Here is a 15,024-nt window from a genome sequence, read left to right as displayed (position 1 = left end):
CCGAGACCAACAATCCCGGGTCTCGTTGTTGAGAACGAAATTCCCACCGTCCACGGCTCTGCTCCTGCATCGCAACCTGGTGAAAGCCCGGCTCGCCGGGTTTGCAGCGGCGAACGAAGCTGATACGTTCCATTTTTGTTCCGAGCCATCTGCTTCGCGCGGCGAGTTTGCGGCTACGAAGCGGAATCCGTGAAGTCTTTCAAAGGGATGAAACGGCACGAGGAATATTTACAATCTTTCTGACAACGCCTGGACACGAATGAGCGCCGCCTATCTCGAAAAACTGAACGACCGCCAGCGCGAGGCGGTGGTGCATGGTGTGGGATTGCCGCAAGGCGAGGTCGGCGGCCCTCTGCTGATCATCGCCGGTGCCGGTTCGGGCAAGACGAATACGCTCGCCCACCGGGTGGGACATCTGATCGTCAATGGCGCGGACCCGCGCCGCATCCTGCTGATGACCTTTTCCCGCCGTGCCGCCGCGGAAATGACGCGCCGGGTCGGGCGCATTTGTCGCCAGGTGCTCGGCGACAATGCCGCCGTCATGACCGATGCGCTTTCCTGGGCCGGCACGTTCCACGGGATTGGTGCGCGGATCCTCAGGATCTATGCCGAACAGATCGGCCTCGGCCCGGATTTCACCATCCATGATCGCGAAGACAGCGCCGATCTCATGAACCTCGTTCGCCACGAGCTCGGCTTCTCCAAGATGGAAAGCCGTTTCCCGACGAAGGGCACGTGCCTTGCGATCTATTCGCGCGTCGTGAATTCGGAAAGCTCGATCATCGACGTGTTGAAGACGGCCTTTCCCTGGGCCGTAACCTGGGAACAGCAACTGAAGGAACTGTTTGCCGGCTATGTTGAGGCGAAGCAAGCGCAGAACGTGCTCGACTACGACGATCTACTTCTCTACTGGGCCCAGATGGTTTCCGATGCGGAACTGGCGCAGGACATCAGCAGCCGTTTCGATCATATCCTGGTCGATGAGTATCAGGATACGAACCGCCTTCAGGCCTCGATCCTGCTGTCGCTCAAGCCCGAAGGCCACGGCCTGACGGTAGTCGGCGACGACGCGCAGTCGATCTATTCCTTCCGGGCTGCGACGGTCCGCAACATCCTCGATTTCCCGAGTGCGTTTTCGCCGCAGCCGGCTGACGTCATCATGCTCGATCGCAATTATCGCTCGACCCAGCCGATTCTTGCGGCCGCCAATGGCGTCATCGGGCTTGCGCGCGAGCGGTTCACCAAGAACCTCTGGACGGACCGGCAGTCGGAGCAGCGCCCGCTGCTTGTCACCGTCAAGGACGAGGCGGATCAGGCCGCCTATATCGTCGAGCAGGTTCTCGCCAACGGTGAGGTCGGCATGGCCCTGAAGCAGCAGGCAGTGCTGTTTCGTTCCGCCAACCACAGCGGCACGCTCGAAGTCGAGCTCACTCGTCGCAACATTCCCTTCGTGAAGTTCGGCGGCCTCAAGTTCCTCGACAGCGCCCATGTCAAGGATCTGCTGGCAACCTTGCGGTTCGCGCAGAACCCGCGGGACCGGGTCGCCGGCTTCCGGCTGTTGCAGATGCTGCCCGGGATCGGCCCACAGACCGCGGGCAAGATCCTCGACGCGATCGCCGCCGATCCGGAGCCGCTCGCAGCGCTCGCGGAAATCCCGGCGCCACCGAAGACCGGCGAGGATTGGGCGAGCTTCGTCGATCTCGTCTCCGCCCTCCGCAAAGCCGACACGGCATGGCCGGGGGAAATCGCCACGGCACGGACCTGGTACGAACCCCACCTCGACCGCATCCACGAAGACGCAGAAACGCGCAAGGCCGATCTCCTGCAACTCGAGCAGATTGCCGGCGGTTACCAGAACCGCGAGCGATTCCTGACCGAATTGACGCTCGACCCGCCGGACGCCACCAGCGACCAGGCGGGCGTGCCCCTGCTCGACGAGGACTATCTGATCCTTTCGACCATTCATTCGGCCAAGGGGCAGGAATGGCGCTCGGTCTTCATGCTCAATGTCGTCGACGGCTGCATTCCATCCGACTTGGGCGTCGGCACGACAGCCGAACTCGAAGAGGAGCGGCGGCTGCTTTATGTCGGCATGACGCGGGCGCGCGACCACCTCGCGCTGGTGACGCCGCAGAGGTTTTTCACCTATGGCCAGAACAGCCAGGGCGACCGGCATGTCTACGCGTCGCGGACCCGCTTCATTCCAGCCACGCTGCTGCAGTTCTTCGAAACGACGAACTGGCCGAAGATCTCGGCCGCCGCCGGCGAACGCAGCGCCAAGCAGATCCGCATCGACGTCGGAGCCCGGATGCGCTCCATGTGGAAGTGAGGACGGGCTCGCGACCGCGATCCGCGGGAAACGGCGCGTATTTCAGTATGTTCCCGCGTCTCACGGATGGTGCAGTACGCTCGTTCCGCCATCGACCGTGAGGCAGGTGGCGTTCATGAACGGGCACTCGTCCGAAATCATGAAGAGCGCCGCCTTGGCGATCTCCTCCGGCGTGGCAATGCGTCCACCGGGATGGAGCTTCATCGTTTCCGCCTCCGCCGCGACCGGGTCCGGAAAGCTGTTCCAGTAATCCACGACCTTCTGAGTCCTGACATATCCCGGCGCCAGTGCATTCACCCGCACGCCCTGGCCGGCATATTCCAGCCCCAGCGCCCTGGTCATGCCGAGAAGCGCATGCTTGGCGACCGGATAGGGAAAGGTGTGCGGAATGATGGTGAAGGCGTGGGTGGAGGCGATGTTGAGGATGACGCCGCCGCCGGCCGCGATCATGCCCGGCAGCACGGCCTTGCTGCAGTTCCACGCGCCCTTGAGGTTGATGTCGAAGCAACGCTGCCAATCGGCATCGGAGAGCTTCAGCGGCTCGAAGAACACGTTGACGCCGGCATTGTTGACGAGTGCATTCGGCTGGCCGATCGCACGGGCCGCGGCGGCAATCGCCTGCTCGATGGCATCCGCATCGGTGATATCGGCCGCGGTGTAGCCGACCTTTCCGCCCGTCGCACGGAGTCGTTCAGCCTCGGTCGCCAGCAGACCGCCGTCGCGGTCGATCAGAAACAGATCCGCCCCTTCCGCAAGGAAGGTCTCGGCGATGGCGAGGCCGATGCCCTGTGCGGCACCTGTGATGACGACGCGCTTGCCTTCAAGACGGCCTGCCATGTCCGCGCTCCTCACCACTCGGCGACGCTGCCGTCAGCATGACGCCAGATCGGGTTGCGCCAGCGATGGCCTTCCTTCGCCCGTTCGATGACATATTGTTCGTCCACCTCGATGCCGAGACCGGGGCCTTGCGGGATCGACACGAAACCATCCGCGTAGTGGAACACTTCCTTGTTCGAGATGTAGTCGAGGATATCGTTGGCCTCGTTGTAGTGGATGCCGAGGCTCTGTTCCTGGATGAAGGCGTTGTAGCTGACGGCGTCGACCTGAAGGCAGGCGGCCAGCGCGATCGGTCCGAGCGGGCAATGCGGCGCCAGCGCCACGTCATAGGCTTCCGCCATCGCCGCGATCTTGCGGCACTCGGTGATCCCTCCGGCATGCGAAAGGTCGGGCTGCAGGATGTCGACATAGCCGTCTGACAGCACCGACTTGAAGTCCCAGCGCGAATAAAGCCTCTCGCCGAGCGCGATCGGGGTCGAGCAATGGTTGGCGATTTCCTTCAAGGCCTCGCGATTTTCCGAAAGCACCGGCTCCTCGATGAACATCAGGTTGAAGGGCTGCAGTTCCTTCGCCAGAACCTTGGCCATCGGTCGGTGCACGCGACCGTGGAAATCGACGCCGATGCCGATATGCGGGCCGATCGCCTCGCGGATCGTCGCGATGGTTTCGACCGCCTTTTCGACCTTCTCCCAAGTGTCGACGATCTGCATCTCCTCGCAGCCATTGAGCTTGATCGCCTTGAAGCCGCGGGCGACGACGTCGCGGGCATTGTTGGCGACGTCGGACGGACGGTCGCCGCCGATCCAGGAATAGACCTTGATGCGGTCGCGCACCTGGCCGCCGAGCAGCGCATGGATCGGCTGGCCATAGGCCTTGCCCTTGATGTCCCAGAGCGCCTGGTCGATGCCGGCAAGTGCGGACATATGGACCGCGCCGCCGCGATAGAAGCCGCCGCGATACATGACCTGCCAATGGTCTTCGATCAGCAGCGGATCCTTGCCGATTAGGTAGTCCGAGAGTTCGTTGACCGCCGCTTCCACGGTCAGGGCACGCCCTTCGACGACCGGCTCGCCCCAACCGACGATGCCCTCGTCGGTCTCGATCTTCAGAAACAGCCAGCGCGGCGGGACGATGTAGGTCGTGAGCTTGGTGATTTTCATGGTGCGATATCCGCTGGGTGCAACGAGGCGGCGATGGCCGCCTGGGAAAGGGGTCAGCGCGCCGAAGGGGCGGGCCGGTGACGTTCGACGGCAAGCTTGAGATCGCGGGCTGCAAGGTCGAGCATGCGCATCGAACAGTCGCGCGCCCGCGCCTTGTCGCGCAGGCGCAGCGCCTCGACCAGCTCGCCGTGAATATCGACGGCTTCGTCACGACGATCGGCCACTTCGTTGGAAGCATGCAGCGAGAACTTCAGCGCTGCCTGGATGATGCCGACCAGTTGCAGAAAAACCTGGTTGTGGCTGGCTTTGAGCAGGCAGGTATGAAAGGCGACATCGGCGTCGGTGAAACCGATCAGATCGCGCTCGCCGTCACGCATCCCCTGCCAGGCGCGCTCGAGATCGGCGATCTCCTGCACGGTCGCGCGCTCGGCTGCAAATTCCGCCGCTGCCGGCTCGATCGCCCGGCGCGCCTCCAGAATGCAGTTCAACAGATCGAATTCGAAGATGCGTTCGCCAATCCATTCGAGCACCTGAGAATCGAGGATGTTCCATTCGTCCTTGTTGCAGACGATCGTGCCGACCCGGGAACGGCCGCGCACCATTCCCTTCGACTCCAGCACCTTCAGGGTCTCGCGGATCACGGTCCGGCTGACGCCATAGCGATCGCAAAGATCGTTTTCGCGTGGAAGGAACGAACCGACCGGGAAGATATCGGCACAGATGTCCGAGGCGATGGCACGCGTCACATTCTTTTGAACGCGGGGCCGCCGCTGGCCGCGCTCCTCAATGGCACTCTGGTCCTGCTGTTCTTCCACCGCCAATTTTCCTCTCCCCTCGCATCTCCTCGTCGCTGAATAGCGCAGACGCCGGAATGCGACAACGCGCCGAAGCACGCTGCTATCGTTATACACCACTAGCTCATTCATCATACAAAGGCAATTGACGAATATGATGATTCATCATAAACAAATGCTCACTGCAGGAGGCAGTTCACCAGGGAGAGACATCATGCGCTTTATCAAGGCAGCCATTCTGGCTGGCACCGTCGCCGTGCTCACGGCTACCTCGGCCTTTGCTGCCGACGTCAAGATCGGCTTCATCGTCAAGCAGCCGGAAGAGCCGTGGTTCCAGGACGAATGGAAGTTCGCCGACGTCGCCGCCAAGGAAAAAGGCTTCACCCTCGTCAAGATCGGCGCCGAAGACGGCGAGAAGGTGCAGTCGGCGATCGACAACCTCGGCGCCCAGGGCGCGCAGGGCTTCATCGTCTGCACACCAGATGTCAAGCTCGGTCCCGGCATCGTCGCCAAGGCCGCCGCCAACGAACTCAAGCTGATGACCGTCGATGACCGGCTGGTCAACGCCGATGGCAGCCCGATCGAAGACGTTCCGCATATGGGCATATCCGCGACGAAGATCGGCGAGGCCGTCGGCCAGGCGATCGTCGACGAGGTCAATAAGCGCGGCTGGGACATGAAGGACGTCGGCGCCATCCGCGTTTCCTACGACCAGCTCCCGACAGCGGTCGACCGTGTCGAGGGTGCCCTTTCGGTGCTCAAGGCCAACGGGTTCCCGGAAGCCAACATCTTCGACGCGCCGCAGGCCAAGACCGATACGGAGGCCGCGCTCAATGCCTCGACGATCGTCTTGAACAAGAACGCCGGCATCAAGAAGTGGGTCGCGATCGGCCTCAACGACGAAGCGGTGCTCGGCGCCGTGCGCGCGACCGAGACGGTCGGCATTCCCGCCGACAGCATGATCGGCGTCGGAATCGGCGGCGCAGATTCGGCGATCAACGAGTTCAAGAAGCCCACGGCTACCGGCTTCTTCGGCACGGTCATCATCTCGCCGAAGCGCCACGGCTACGAAACCGCGCTCAACATGTATGAGTGGATCGCCAATGGCAAGGAGCCGGAGAAGCTGACACTGACCGCCGGTCAGCTTGCGTTGCGCGACAACTACGAAGCCGTACGCAAGGACCTCGGCATCGAGTGATCGCGGTTTGCGACGCTGGATCACGATTGTTTTGGCTCGGACCGACCCAAAACAATAAATGTGATCGATTCTAGCAATTTAGAGCGGGATGCCGGCGGAAAACCGCGCACACTTTTCCTCATCCCGCTCTATCGACCCGGCGGTTCGTCCGCCGGGCATTCCGCTTCGGAGCCGCGCATGCAAGACTTTCTCGAATTCCGATCCATCTCCAAAGGCTATCCCGGCGTCCGGGCACTGTCGGACGTCTCGTTTGCCGTGCGCAAGGGCGCCGTTCACGGCCTCATGGGCGAGAACGGGGCGGGCAAGTCGACCCTCATCCGCCTGCTGTCCGGCGACCAGGCAGCCGACGAGGGTGAGATCCGTATTAAAGGTGAGGCGCAAGACTATCGCTCCGTGCGCGATGCCTTTCGGGCCGGTGTCATCGTCATCCATCAGGAGCTGCAACTTATTCCAGAACTGACGGTGGCCGAAAATCTATGGCTCGGCCACTTCCCTGGCAAAGGCGGAGTCATCGATCGCCGCCAGTTGATCCGTGTCGTCGGCGAGAAACTCGCGGAAATCGGCATCGACGTCGATCCGTCCGCCAAGATTGCTTCGCTCTCGATCGGCGAACGCCAGATGGTCGAGATCGCCAAGGCCGTCATGCTCGATGCACGTGTCATCGCGCTCGACGAGCCGACATCGTCGTTGTCTTCACGCGAAAGCGAGATCCTGTTTGCGCTCATCGGGCGCCTGCGTTCGAACGGCACCGTGATCCTCTACGTATCCCACCGCCTCGACGAGATTTTCCGCCTCTGCGACAGCTTGACGGTCTTACGCGACGGCAAGCTTGCCGCCCACCACCCTGACATTTCCAAGGTGACGCGCGACCAGATCATCGCCGAGATGGTCGGGCGCGAGATCTCCGACATCTGGGGCTGGCGGGGTCGCGATCTCGGGCCCGAGCGTCTGCGCGTCGAAGCCATCTCCGGGCCGAAACTGAAAGCGCCCTTGAGCTTTTCCGTCCGGCGCGGCGAAATCCTCGGCTTCTTCGGCCTGATCGGTGCCGGCCGCAGCGAGATGGCACGGCTCGTCTACGGCGCGGACACGCGCTACCAGGGAACGGTCGTGATCGACGATGAGAAGGTGCGGGCCGACAGCCCGCCGCAATCGATCCGCGCCGGCATGGTGCTGTGCCCGGAGGACCGCAAGTTCGACGGCATCGTTCAGGGGCGCAGCATCGAGGAGAACATGGCGATCTCGTCGCGCCGGCACTTCTCGCCCTTCGGCATCCTCGATCTCAAGAAGGAAGCGGAGCTTGCCGACCGCTTCATCACCAAGCTTCGGGTGCGCACGCCCTCGCGCAAGCAGGACATCATCAACCTGTCCGGTGGCAACCAGCAGAAGGTCATCCTCGGCCGCTGGCTTTCCGAACAGGGCGTGAAGGTGCTCGTGATCGACGAGCCGACGCGCGGCATCGACGTCGGCGCTAAGTCGGAGATCTATGAAATCCTTTACGAGCTCGCCTCTGAGGGCATGGCGATCGTCGTCATCTCCAGCGAGCTGCCGGAGGTGATGGGCATCACGGACCGCATTCTCGTCATGTGCCAGGGCCGGATCGCGGCCGAAATCGCGCGCGCCGATTTCGACGAACGCCGCATCCTCGCCGCCGCCCTTCCCGATGTTCCAACCGAGCAGGTTCAGCCGTCATGACTTCCTTGAAAAAACTCCTTCTCGGCGAACAGGGTCTCGTCGTCATCTTCGCCGTCGCCTTCGCCGTCGTGGCGCTGACGGTTCCGAACTTCCTGACCGAGCGCAACATGCTCGGTCTCCTGCAGTCGGTCGTCACCATCGGCATCGTCGCCTGTACGATGATGTTCTGCCTCGCCTCGCGTGACTTCGATCTTTCGGTCGGCTCCACCGTTGCTTTTTCCGGCATGGCCGCCGTCATGGCCTCGAACGCTTCGGGCTCGATTCTCGTCGGCCTCATCGCGGCGCTGATCTGCGGCGGCATCGTCGGCCTCGTCAACGGCGTGATCATTGCGCACTTCCGCATCAACGCGCTGATCACGACGCTTGCCACCATGCAGATCGTGCGCGGCTTCGCGCTGATCGCCTCCGACGGTCGCGCCGTCGGCATCAACGATCCGAGCTTCTACCAGCTTGCGCTGTCGAAGTTCCTCGGCATCCCCACGCCGATCTGGGTGATGGGCGTCTTCTTCGTCGTCTTCGGCTTCGTGCTCAACCGCACCGTCTTTGGCAAGAACACGCTGGCGATCGGCGGCAATCCCGAAGCCTCGCGCCTTGCCGGCGTCAACGTTTCCAACATGCGCATCTGGATATTCGCGCTGCAGGGTCTCGTCTGCGCCGTTGCCGGCGTTCTCCTTGCCTCACGCATCACCTCGGGCCAGCCGAATGCGGCGACAGGCCTGGAGCTTTCAGTCATTTCGGCCTGCGTGCTCGGCGGCGTCTCGCTTGCCGGCGGCCGCGCGGCAATGACCGGCGTGATCGTCGGCGTTCTGATCATGGGCATCGCCGAGAACGTCATGAACCTGCTCAACATCCAGGCCTTCTACCAGTATGTCGTGCGCGGACTGATCCTTCTGCTGGCCGTGCTGCTCGACAACCTGCGCTCGGCCGCTGCCGGCCGGCGCGGCTAACGAATGGCGGAAGACACCGTCCTTCTCGAGAATGACGAAGGACTCACCGTCGCGGTGAGCCCGCTCGGCGGCGCCCTCCTCTCCGTCCGCTGGCGCGGCACTCCGGTGCTCGCGCCGACGCCGGCTCCAGGTCTTGCCTCGCAGATCTTCGGTGCCGAAGCCTGCTTTCCGCTGGTGCCGTTCGGCAACCGCATCGAGGACAATCGCTTCCACTTCGAAGGCCACGACTACGCGCTGACGCCCAACACGTCCGACCCGCTGGTTCTGCACGGCGATGCCTGGCTTCGGCGCTGGTCGATCCTTCGCCGGGACCGACATTCGCTGACGCTGCACTACCGGCAGCAGGCGAGCGCCGTCACGCCCTTCGCCTATGAGGCGGTGCAGACGGTGACGATCGATAGTGCAAACCTGACCCTTTCGCTCGCCGTCACCAACCGCGCCGCGCAGGCGCTGCCCTACGGACTGGGCCTCCATCCCTATTTTCCGCGCACGCCGGGAACAAGCCTCTTTGTCCACGCCGCCCGCTACTGGACGGAACGGGAGAACCACCTGCCGGGGGCAATGCAGCCAGTTCCGAAAGATTTGGACTTCACGGCCGGCGCGCCGCTGCCACCGGGCTGGCTGAACAATGCCTTCGAGGACTGGGATGGCAAGATGCGCATCGAGTGGCCGGAAACCGGCCTTGTGCTTTCGCTTGATGCGGACGAGACCTTTCGCTTCTTCGTCCTCTATTCGCCCTCCATCGATGCCGACTTCTTCTGCTTCGAGCCGATGAGCCACCGACCGAACGCCTACCACCAGGCGGAAAGCGGTGGTCTCGTCAGATTGGCGCCGGGAGAAGCCCTGGAAGGCACCGTCACGTTGCGGGTCGATCAATTCGGGCCGTGAACGACCCAGCGACTTGCGACCGGCGGGATTGCCGGAGTAGCGACAAGGGTGCGTCACTCCGACCGTCGGCGCATCATGCAGGACTGTATGCGATGCCGAGCGCCTGTCTGCGAAAACAGGCCCCCCTCTTTCTATCCTGAGCGCGCGCTCTGCCTGAGGTCGGCAAGCAACGCTTCTGCCTTCCACGCCTTCGGCCTGGAGGCGGCTGCTTCCTTGACCAGCGTGCACAGCCGCGCGTTGACCGGCGCCCGACGGCCGAGCCTTGCGGCAAGCGCGACGACTGCACCATTGATCCAATCCACTTCGGGAAAGCGGCCGGCGGCAAGGTCGTCGGCCATCGAGGAGCGCGCTGTGGCATCGATCTTCAGCATGCGGCCGGCAATGATCCGGAACAGGGCGTCCGGCAGGCTCAGGACGAGCGGCAGCCAAGCCGGTGGCAGCGGTGTCAGGCGTGCCGGCTGGAGGCGTTCCTCAGCGGCCAGCAGCGAAAGCGCCTCCCGCTGGGCAAGCGCCAGGCAAAGGCGAAAGCCCCGCATCCGGAGCTCTTCACGCAAGGGCAAGCCGGAGAGCGCGTTGATTGCGTTGTTGAGGTTCATCAGCAGCTTCGCCCATTGCACCGCTTCCATGTCGCCGCGCAGGTCGAGCGCCAGTCCCGCGGCCCTGAAAAGCGGTGCAGCCGCGGCCGTCACCGGGTCGTCCTCGACAGCAATGCTCCCTTCCGTTGCACGATGCAGATGAGCCGGGTCGGGTGCCGTCACGTTGAACGGAACCATGCCGCGCAGGATTTTGGCAGATGGCAGCAGCTGCTGCAGGATCGCTGTGTTGCTCACCCCATTCTGGAGGCTGAGGACGCGAATGCCGGAGCGTAGCACTGCGCAGAGCTCTTTCGCAGCAACCTCGGTCTGCCCGGACTTGACCGTCAGGAGGATGAGATCGCAAGCCGCCAGGCAAGAAGCCGCCTCGGAGTAGACGACCCGTTCGGGCGCGACGAAATCGTCACGTCCGTCCAGATCGGTCAGGCGCAATCCGTCTTTCTGCCAGGCGGCACCGCGGGCCGACCGGCCGACGAAAATGACTTCCGCGCCACCAGCCAAAAGGCACCCGCCGACAAAACCACCGACTGCGCCGGCACCGAACACTCCGATCTTCACGACACCCGCCCTTCCCCGTATGCCTGGGAGTATAGGCCGGCATCGTCGCTTTCCAACTCGTCGTTCATGATCGAGCGGAAACGCGGTGACTGAGCCAAATGCTGCCGACGACCGACAGGACGCCGACAATCTGAAAGGCACTCAAGGACTGGCCCAGGAACAGCCATCCGAGCAGGACGGCCGTCAGCGGGCTCAGGAAGAGAAGCGCCGACACCGCCGCCGATTCCAGCCGGCCGATGCCGCGAAACCAGAGTACATAGGTCAGCGCAGCGCCGATCAGGCTCAACCAGGCGAGCGCAAGCAGATTGGGAACGGTCGGCAACGGCACCGCCGGCTCGAAGGCAAGAGCGACGGGAACGAGGAGCAAGCCACCGGCCGTAAGCTGCCAGGCCGTGGACGTGAGCAGCGATTCCGGCGACTTCCACCTTCGGGCCAGGACGTTGCCGAAGGCCATGGAAACCGCCCCGGCAAGACCGGCTGCGATCCCGATCTCGTCGAGTGCGGCCTGCGGTGTCAGCACCAAAAGGGCCACGCCGACAATGCCGACCATGGCTGCGACAACCGACAAGGGACGGATCGGCGCCTTCAGGAGAAGCGCCGCAATGAAGACGACGATCAAAGGCTGGACTGCCGCAACGGTTGCTGCGACGCCGCCCGGAAGCCGATAGGCCGCGACGAACAGCATGCTCAGAAAGATCGAGATGTTGAGCGCGCCGAGCGCAAAGGCGCGAAACCACCAGATGCCGGTCGGCAGTCGCCGGACGATCAGCAGCAGGAGCAAGCCGGCTGGCAATGCGCGCAACAGCGCGACCGTCAGCGGGGAGAAGCCCTGCAGAAACTCGGTGGCGACGATATAGGTGCTGCCCCAGATGACGGGGGCGATTGCCGTGATGGTGATATCGGAAAGGTCGGCTTTCATGAGAAGTGAAGAACCTCGTCAAGCGGCCGGCGTGGTTTTTGCGGCCAGTTTCCCGGTGCCGCGCGGCCAACCGCGACAAGCATTGCCGGCAGTTCATTCGGCCCCAGATTGAATTCCTGCGCCACGCCCTCGGCATCGAATCCCCCCATCGCGCCGGACGACAGTCCCAACGCTTCGGCGGCGTAGATCAGGGTCGCGGCACCGAGCGTCGCCGAACGCACCGCTTCGTCACGGGCAACCCTTGCATCGGCATATTGCGCGCGCACGGCTTCCTGCCAACCGGAGACCATCTCGGTTTGCATGTATCCAGTCTCGACGAAGGGGCGCAGCCTGGCAGCAAGCGTCGCGTGATCGGGCAGCAGGCCGCAGATGATAAAGGTCACGGTGGCTTCCGAGACCTTGGATTGCCCGTGCGCCACATCACGCAGCCTGGCTTTGCCTTCCGGCGTGCGCACGGCGATGAACCGCCAGTTCTGAAGATTGTAGGCCGTTGGCGCGCGGGTCGCGAGGTGCACCAGTTCCTCGATTTCCGTGTCCGCCAACGCATGGGTCGCATCGAACCGATTGGCGGACGCGCGTTGTTCGATGAGGGCAATCATGGGATGGGTCATTCTTTGGGTCCGATTGAAGGTCATTCGGACCGATCGTATTGAAATCACCCGCAATTGATAATATTGCCATTTTACAAGACATCATTCACCCTCGGAAAACTATCGTGGATCGCTATACCGCCCTCCAGGTCTTCCGTCACGTGGCCGAACTCGGCAGTTTTGCCGAGGCTGGGCGCAAGCTCGGCCTGTCTCCTGCCGCGATCAGCAAGAATGTAGCCGAGCTCGAAGCCAGCGTCGGCGCACGGCTCATCAACCGGACCACGCGACGCATGGCGCTGACGGACGAGGGCAAACTCTATCTCGAGCATGTTGTGCGCGGACTGGATGCATTGAAGGACGCCGACGCGGCACTATCGCCGGTCCGGCAGACGCCGGGCGGGACGTTGCGCGTCGCCGCCCCGATGACCGTGACGCTGATGCGGCTTTCCTCCGTCATCCCCGCGTTCCTGTCCCGCTACCCGGACCTCAAGCTTGACCTGCATCTCGACGACAGGCGCGTCGATATCGTGCGAGAGGGGTTCGATCTCGCCATTCGCGGCAGCGACAAGCTGGAGGATTCAAGCCTGATCGCCAGGAAACTCGCAGTCATGCCGCATGTCGTCTGTTCGGCACCCTCCTATTTCGAGGTGCATGGCGAACCTACGGATCCGGCCGACCTGAAATCGCACAACTGTATCCGCTTCAGTCTTTCGGGCCATGCGGACTTATGGGAGTTTCGCAAGGGCAGTCGAACGGAGAAGGTGACCGTGAAAGCCCGCTATTCCGTGACGTCAAGCCTTGCCGTTCGCGACGCACTGCGCGCCGGCTTCGGGATCAGCCTGATACCCCGTCCTTATGTGGAAGACGACCTGAGGAACGGTCGACTGCAACGCGTACTCTCCGACTGGGATACGGTCGAAACGACGCTCTACGCCATCTACCCCTCGCGACAGCACGTCGCGCCGAAGATCCGGGCGTTTCTCGATTTTCTCGCCGAGACATTCAGCCGCCCGTAATCACGCGCCCGCTCGCAGCGATCAGACCGCCACGCGACCGGCAGACGATCGAGACAAAGTCTGCCCTTGTTCCCTGGGGAACATCGGCGATGCGATGTGCCAGGTTACCGGCACTCGAACCAGTGCCCGAAGGATGACCTCATGCGCCTGCTTGCCGCCACTCTCTTCGCTTTCATCCTTGTCGGCCCGGCCGATGCGGCTGATCTGATGACGTTCTGGGACAAGCCGCAGCATGGCGGCAACAGTTTCAACCGGCTGCCGCCGGACGAGCCCTATTTCAAGGCGTTGGCGGGCTATGGCGCCACGTGGGTGCGCCTTTCCTACGACAAGTGGAAGCCGGCAAAACGCGACTACCTGATCGGCGACGCCGACGAATATGCGGGTATTCCGGCCGCGGATCTCGAAACGCTGAAGGCGACGCTCAACCGCGCCGACAAGGCCGGGCTCAAGGTCGTGATCGCACCGCTGTCACTGCCAGGCATGCGCTGGGCCCAGAACAACGGCAACACATTCGACGGCCGGCTTTGGCGAGACAAGGCCTGGTGGGACCAGGCGGCAAATTTCTGGCGGGATCTGGCGCGCGAACTGAAGGACCATCCGGCCGTCGCCGCCTACAACATCGTCAACGAACCGGCGCCGGAGAAGAACAACGGCCTTGCCGAGCACGCCGATCCGCAGGCGATGCGGGCCTGGTACGCCAGCAAAAAAGGCAGCGCTGCGGATCTGAGAGCCTTCTACGAGACCATCATCACGGCCATCCGCGCGGTCGATCCGACAACACCCATCATGGCAGATGCCGGCTGGTATGGGGCAGCCGACGCGTTTTCTTACTGGCCATCGGGGCTCATGGACCAGAAGGTGCTTTACAGCTTTCACATGTACGAACCCTATGCGGCGACGAGCGCGCCCAACATCAAGCGCGACATGCCCTATGCCTATCCGGGTAAGGTGCCCTTTGGCGAAGGCGAAGAGACCTGGGACAAGGCGCGAATGGCCGGCTATCTGGCAAAGCCGGTGCAATGGGCCAAGGACAGGAGCATCCCGCTCAGTCGTCTCGTTGCCGGTGAATTTGGCTGCATGCGGCGCTGGTCGGGCTGCAAGACCTATCTCGAGGACGTGTTGACCGCGCTCGACAAGGACGATCTGCACTGGGCCTTCTACAGCTTCCGCGAAGATGCCTGGGACGGCATGGACTACGAGCTCGGCTCGAAGGCGGTGGGCTGGAAATATTGGCAGCAGATGGAAGCCAGCGGGCGCGACACGACGCCGCGCAAGTCGACGCCGGAGTTTGCGCCCATCAGCAGGCGCCTTGCCAATGATCCGTGATCAGTATTGCCGGAGCGCTTGGAATCTGGCTGTACCGGTGGTCGAACCGTCACAAAGCGCTCCATTGCGATGCACATCACGTCGCGACCTTCGCCCAACCAACCGGACCCGATCCGCTTGGAAAAAGGGCAAGAATCGTTAGAACAACTTTTAACCTTGCGAGCGCCGCGACGTCCG

At 63.0% G+C, this 15,024-nt stretch carries 13 protein-coding genes; 7 read left to right on the top strand and 6 right to left on the bottom strand.

Going from position 1 to position 15,024, the window contains the following annotated elements:
* Positions 1–259: 259 nt before the first annotated feature.
* Positions 260–2,329 carry an ATP-dependent helicase gene (locus QM996_RS19425; protein WP_334197705.1) on the top strand — a complete coding sequence of 690 codons (2,070 nt, stop codon included), beginning with the start codon at positions 260–262 and terminating at the stop codon, positions 2,327–2,329.
* Between the two features lie 60 nt (positions 2,330–2,389).
* Here QM996_RS19425 and QM996_RS19420 read toward each other — a convergent pair whose 3' ends face one another.
* The 3 genes from QM996_RS19420 to QM996_RS19410 are packed head-to-tail and all read right to left on the bottom strand — an operon-like array spanning position 2,390 to position 5,141.
* Entirely contained in the window at positions 2,390–3,166 is a 777-nt protein-coding gene (locus QM996_RS19420) for an SDR family oxidoreductase (protein ID WP_334197704.1), read from the bottom strand.
* Between the two features lie 11 nt (positions 3,167–3,177).
* A complete protein-coding gene (gene dgoD, locus QM996_RS19415) occupies positions 3,178–4,326 on the bottom strand; it encodes a galactonate dehydratase (protein ID WP_334197703.1) in 1,149 nt (382 codons plus the stop codon).
* A 53-nt stretch (positions 4,327–4,379) separates the two neighbouring features.
* Positions 4,380–5,141 carry a FadR/GntR family transcriptional regulator gene (locus QM996_RS19410; RefSeq protein WP_247958784.1) on the bottom strand — a complete coding sequence of 254 codons (762 nt, stop codon included), beginning with the start codon at positions 5,139–5,141 and terminating at the stop codon, positions 4,380–4,382.
* 193 nt (positions 5,142–5,334) lie between these two features.
* Between QM996_RS19410 and QM996_RS19405 the strand changes: the two genes are divergently transcribed.
* The 4 genes from QM996_RS19405 (at position 5,335) to QM996_RS19390 (ending at position 9,845) form a co-directional block, all read left to right on the top strand.
* Positions 5,335–6,318, top strand: a complete 984-nt coding sequence (locus tag QM996_RS19405; RefSeq protein WP_334197702.1) for an arabinose ABC transporter substrate-binding protein — start codon at positions 5,335–5,337, stop codon at positions 6,316–6,318.
* 177 nt (positions 6,319–6,495) lie between these two features.
* On the top strand, positions 6,496–8,010 hold the full coding sequence (gene araG, locus QM996_RS19400; RefSeq protein WP_334197701.1) for an L-arabinose ABC transporter ATP-binding protein AraG: 1,515 nt from the start codon (positions 6,496–6,498) through the stop codon (positions 8,008–8,010).
* Positions 8,007–8,957 (top strand): L-arabinose ABC transporter permease AraH, encoded by a 951-nt coding sequence (gene araH, locus QM996_RS19395; RefSeq protein ID WP_334197700.1) that lies wholly within the window; start codon positions 8,007–8,009, stop codon positions 8,955–8,957. The genes araG and araH overlap by 4 nt, the downstream gene beginning before the upstream one ends.
* Positions 8,958–8,960: 3 nt before the next feature.
* Positions 8,961–9,845, top strand: a complete 885-nt coding sequence (locus QM996_RS19390; protein ID WP_334197699.1) for an aldose 1-epimerase — start codon at positions 8,961–8,963, stop codon at positions 9,843–9,845.
* A 131-nt stretch (positions 9,846–9,976) separates the two neighbouring features.
* Here the strand turns inward: QM996_RS19390 and QM996_RS19385 are convergent, their stop codons facing one another.
* The 3 genes from QM996_RS19385 to QM996_RS19375 form a co-directional block, all read right to left on the bottom strand.
* Entirely contained in the window at positions 9,977–10,996 is a 1,020-nt protein-coding gene (locus QM996_RS19385) for a 2-dehydropantoate 2-reductase (RefSeq protein ID WP_334197698.1), read from the bottom strand.
* Positions 10,997–11,060: 64 nt separating this feature from the next.
* Positions 11,061–11,915: an EamA family transporter gene (locus QM996_RS19380; RefSeq protein ID WP_334197697.1), complete on the bottom strand. Its 855-nt coding sequence runs from the start codon at positions 11,913–11,915 to the stop codon at positions 11,061–11,063.
* Complete coding sequence (locus tag QM996_RS19375) at positions 11,912–12,526, bottom strand: nitroreductase family protein (protein ID WP_334197696.1); 615 nt, start codon at positions 12,524–12,526, stop codon at positions 11,912–11,914. Before QM996_RS19375 ends, QM996_RS19380 begins: the two co-directional genes overlap by 4 nt.
* A gap of 104 nt (positions 12,527–12,630) precedes the next feature.
* Here QM996_RS19375 and QM996_RS19370 point away from each other — a divergent pair, with 104 nt between their 5' ends.
* Both QM996_RS19370 and QM996_RS19365 read left to right on the top strand, forming a co-directional pair.
* Positions 12,631–13,521 (top strand): LysR family transcriptional regulator, encoded by an 891-nt coding sequence (locus tag QM996_RS19370; RefSeq protein WP_334197695.1) that lies wholly within the window; start codon positions 12,631–12,633, stop codon positions 13,519–13,521.
* A gap of 141 nt (positions 13,522–13,662) precedes the next feature.
* Positions 13,663–14,847: a glycoside hydrolase family 5 protein gene (locus tag QM996_RS19365; RefSeq protein ID WP_334197694.1), complete on the top strand. Its 1,185-nt coding sequence runs from the start codon at positions 13,663–13,665 to the stop codon at positions 14,845–14,847.
* The last annotated feature ends 177 nt before the right edge of the window (positions 14,848–15,024 follow it).

The sequence above is a fragment of the Sinorhizobium chiapasense genome (assembly GCF_045277575.1).
Taxonomy (GTDB): Bacteria; Pseudomonadota; Alphaproteobacteria; order Rhizobiales; family Rhizobiaceae; genus Ensifer; species Ensifer chiapasense_A.
Note: the sequence above shows the minus strand (reverse complement) of the source record. Positions and strands in the feature narration are given on the sequence as shown.

Excerpts from the sequence above, each read along its gene's own strand:
- QM996_RS19425 (WP_334197705.1), top strand. The coding sequence starts at position 260 with ATGAGCGCCGCCTATCTCGAAAAACTGAACGACCGCCAGCGCGAGGCG.
- QM996_RS19420 (WP_334197704.1), bottom strand. The coding sequence starts at position 3,166 with ATGGCAGGCCGTCTTGAAGGCAAGCGCGTCGTCATCACAGGTGCCGCA.
- dgoD (WP_334197703.1), bottom strand. The coding sequence starts at position 4,326 with ATGAAAATCACCAAGCTCACGACCTACATCGTCCCGCCGCGCTGGCTG.
- QM996_RS19405 (WP_334197702.1), top strand. The coding sequence starts at position 5,335 with ATGCGCTTTATCAAGGCAGCCATTCTGGCTGGCACCGTCGCCGTGCTC.
- araG (WP_334197701.1), top strand. The coding sequence starts at position 6,496 with ATGCAAGACTTTCTCGAATTCCGATCCATCTCCAAAGGCTATCCCGGC.
- araH (WP_334197700.1), top strand. The coding sequence starts at position 8,007 with ATGACTTCCTTGAAAAAACTCCTTCTCGGCGAACAGGGTCTCGTCGTC.
- QM996_RS19390 (WP_334197699.1), top strand. The coding sequence starts at position 8,961 with ATGGCGGAAGACACCGTCCTTCTCGAGAATGACGAAGGACTCACCGTC.
- QM996_RS19380 (WP_334197697.1), bottom strand. The coding sequence starts at position 11,915 with ATGAAAGCCGACCTTTCCGATATCACCATCACGGCAATCGCCCCCGTC.
- QM996_RS19375 (WP_334197696.1), bottom strand. The coding sequence starts at position 12,526 with ATGACCCATCCCATGATTGCCCTCATCGAACAACGCGCGTCCGCCAAT.
- QM996_RS19365 (WP_334197694.1), top strand. The coding sequence starts at position 13,663 with ATGCGCCTGCTTGCCGCCACTCTCTTCGCTTTCATCCTTGTCGGCCCG.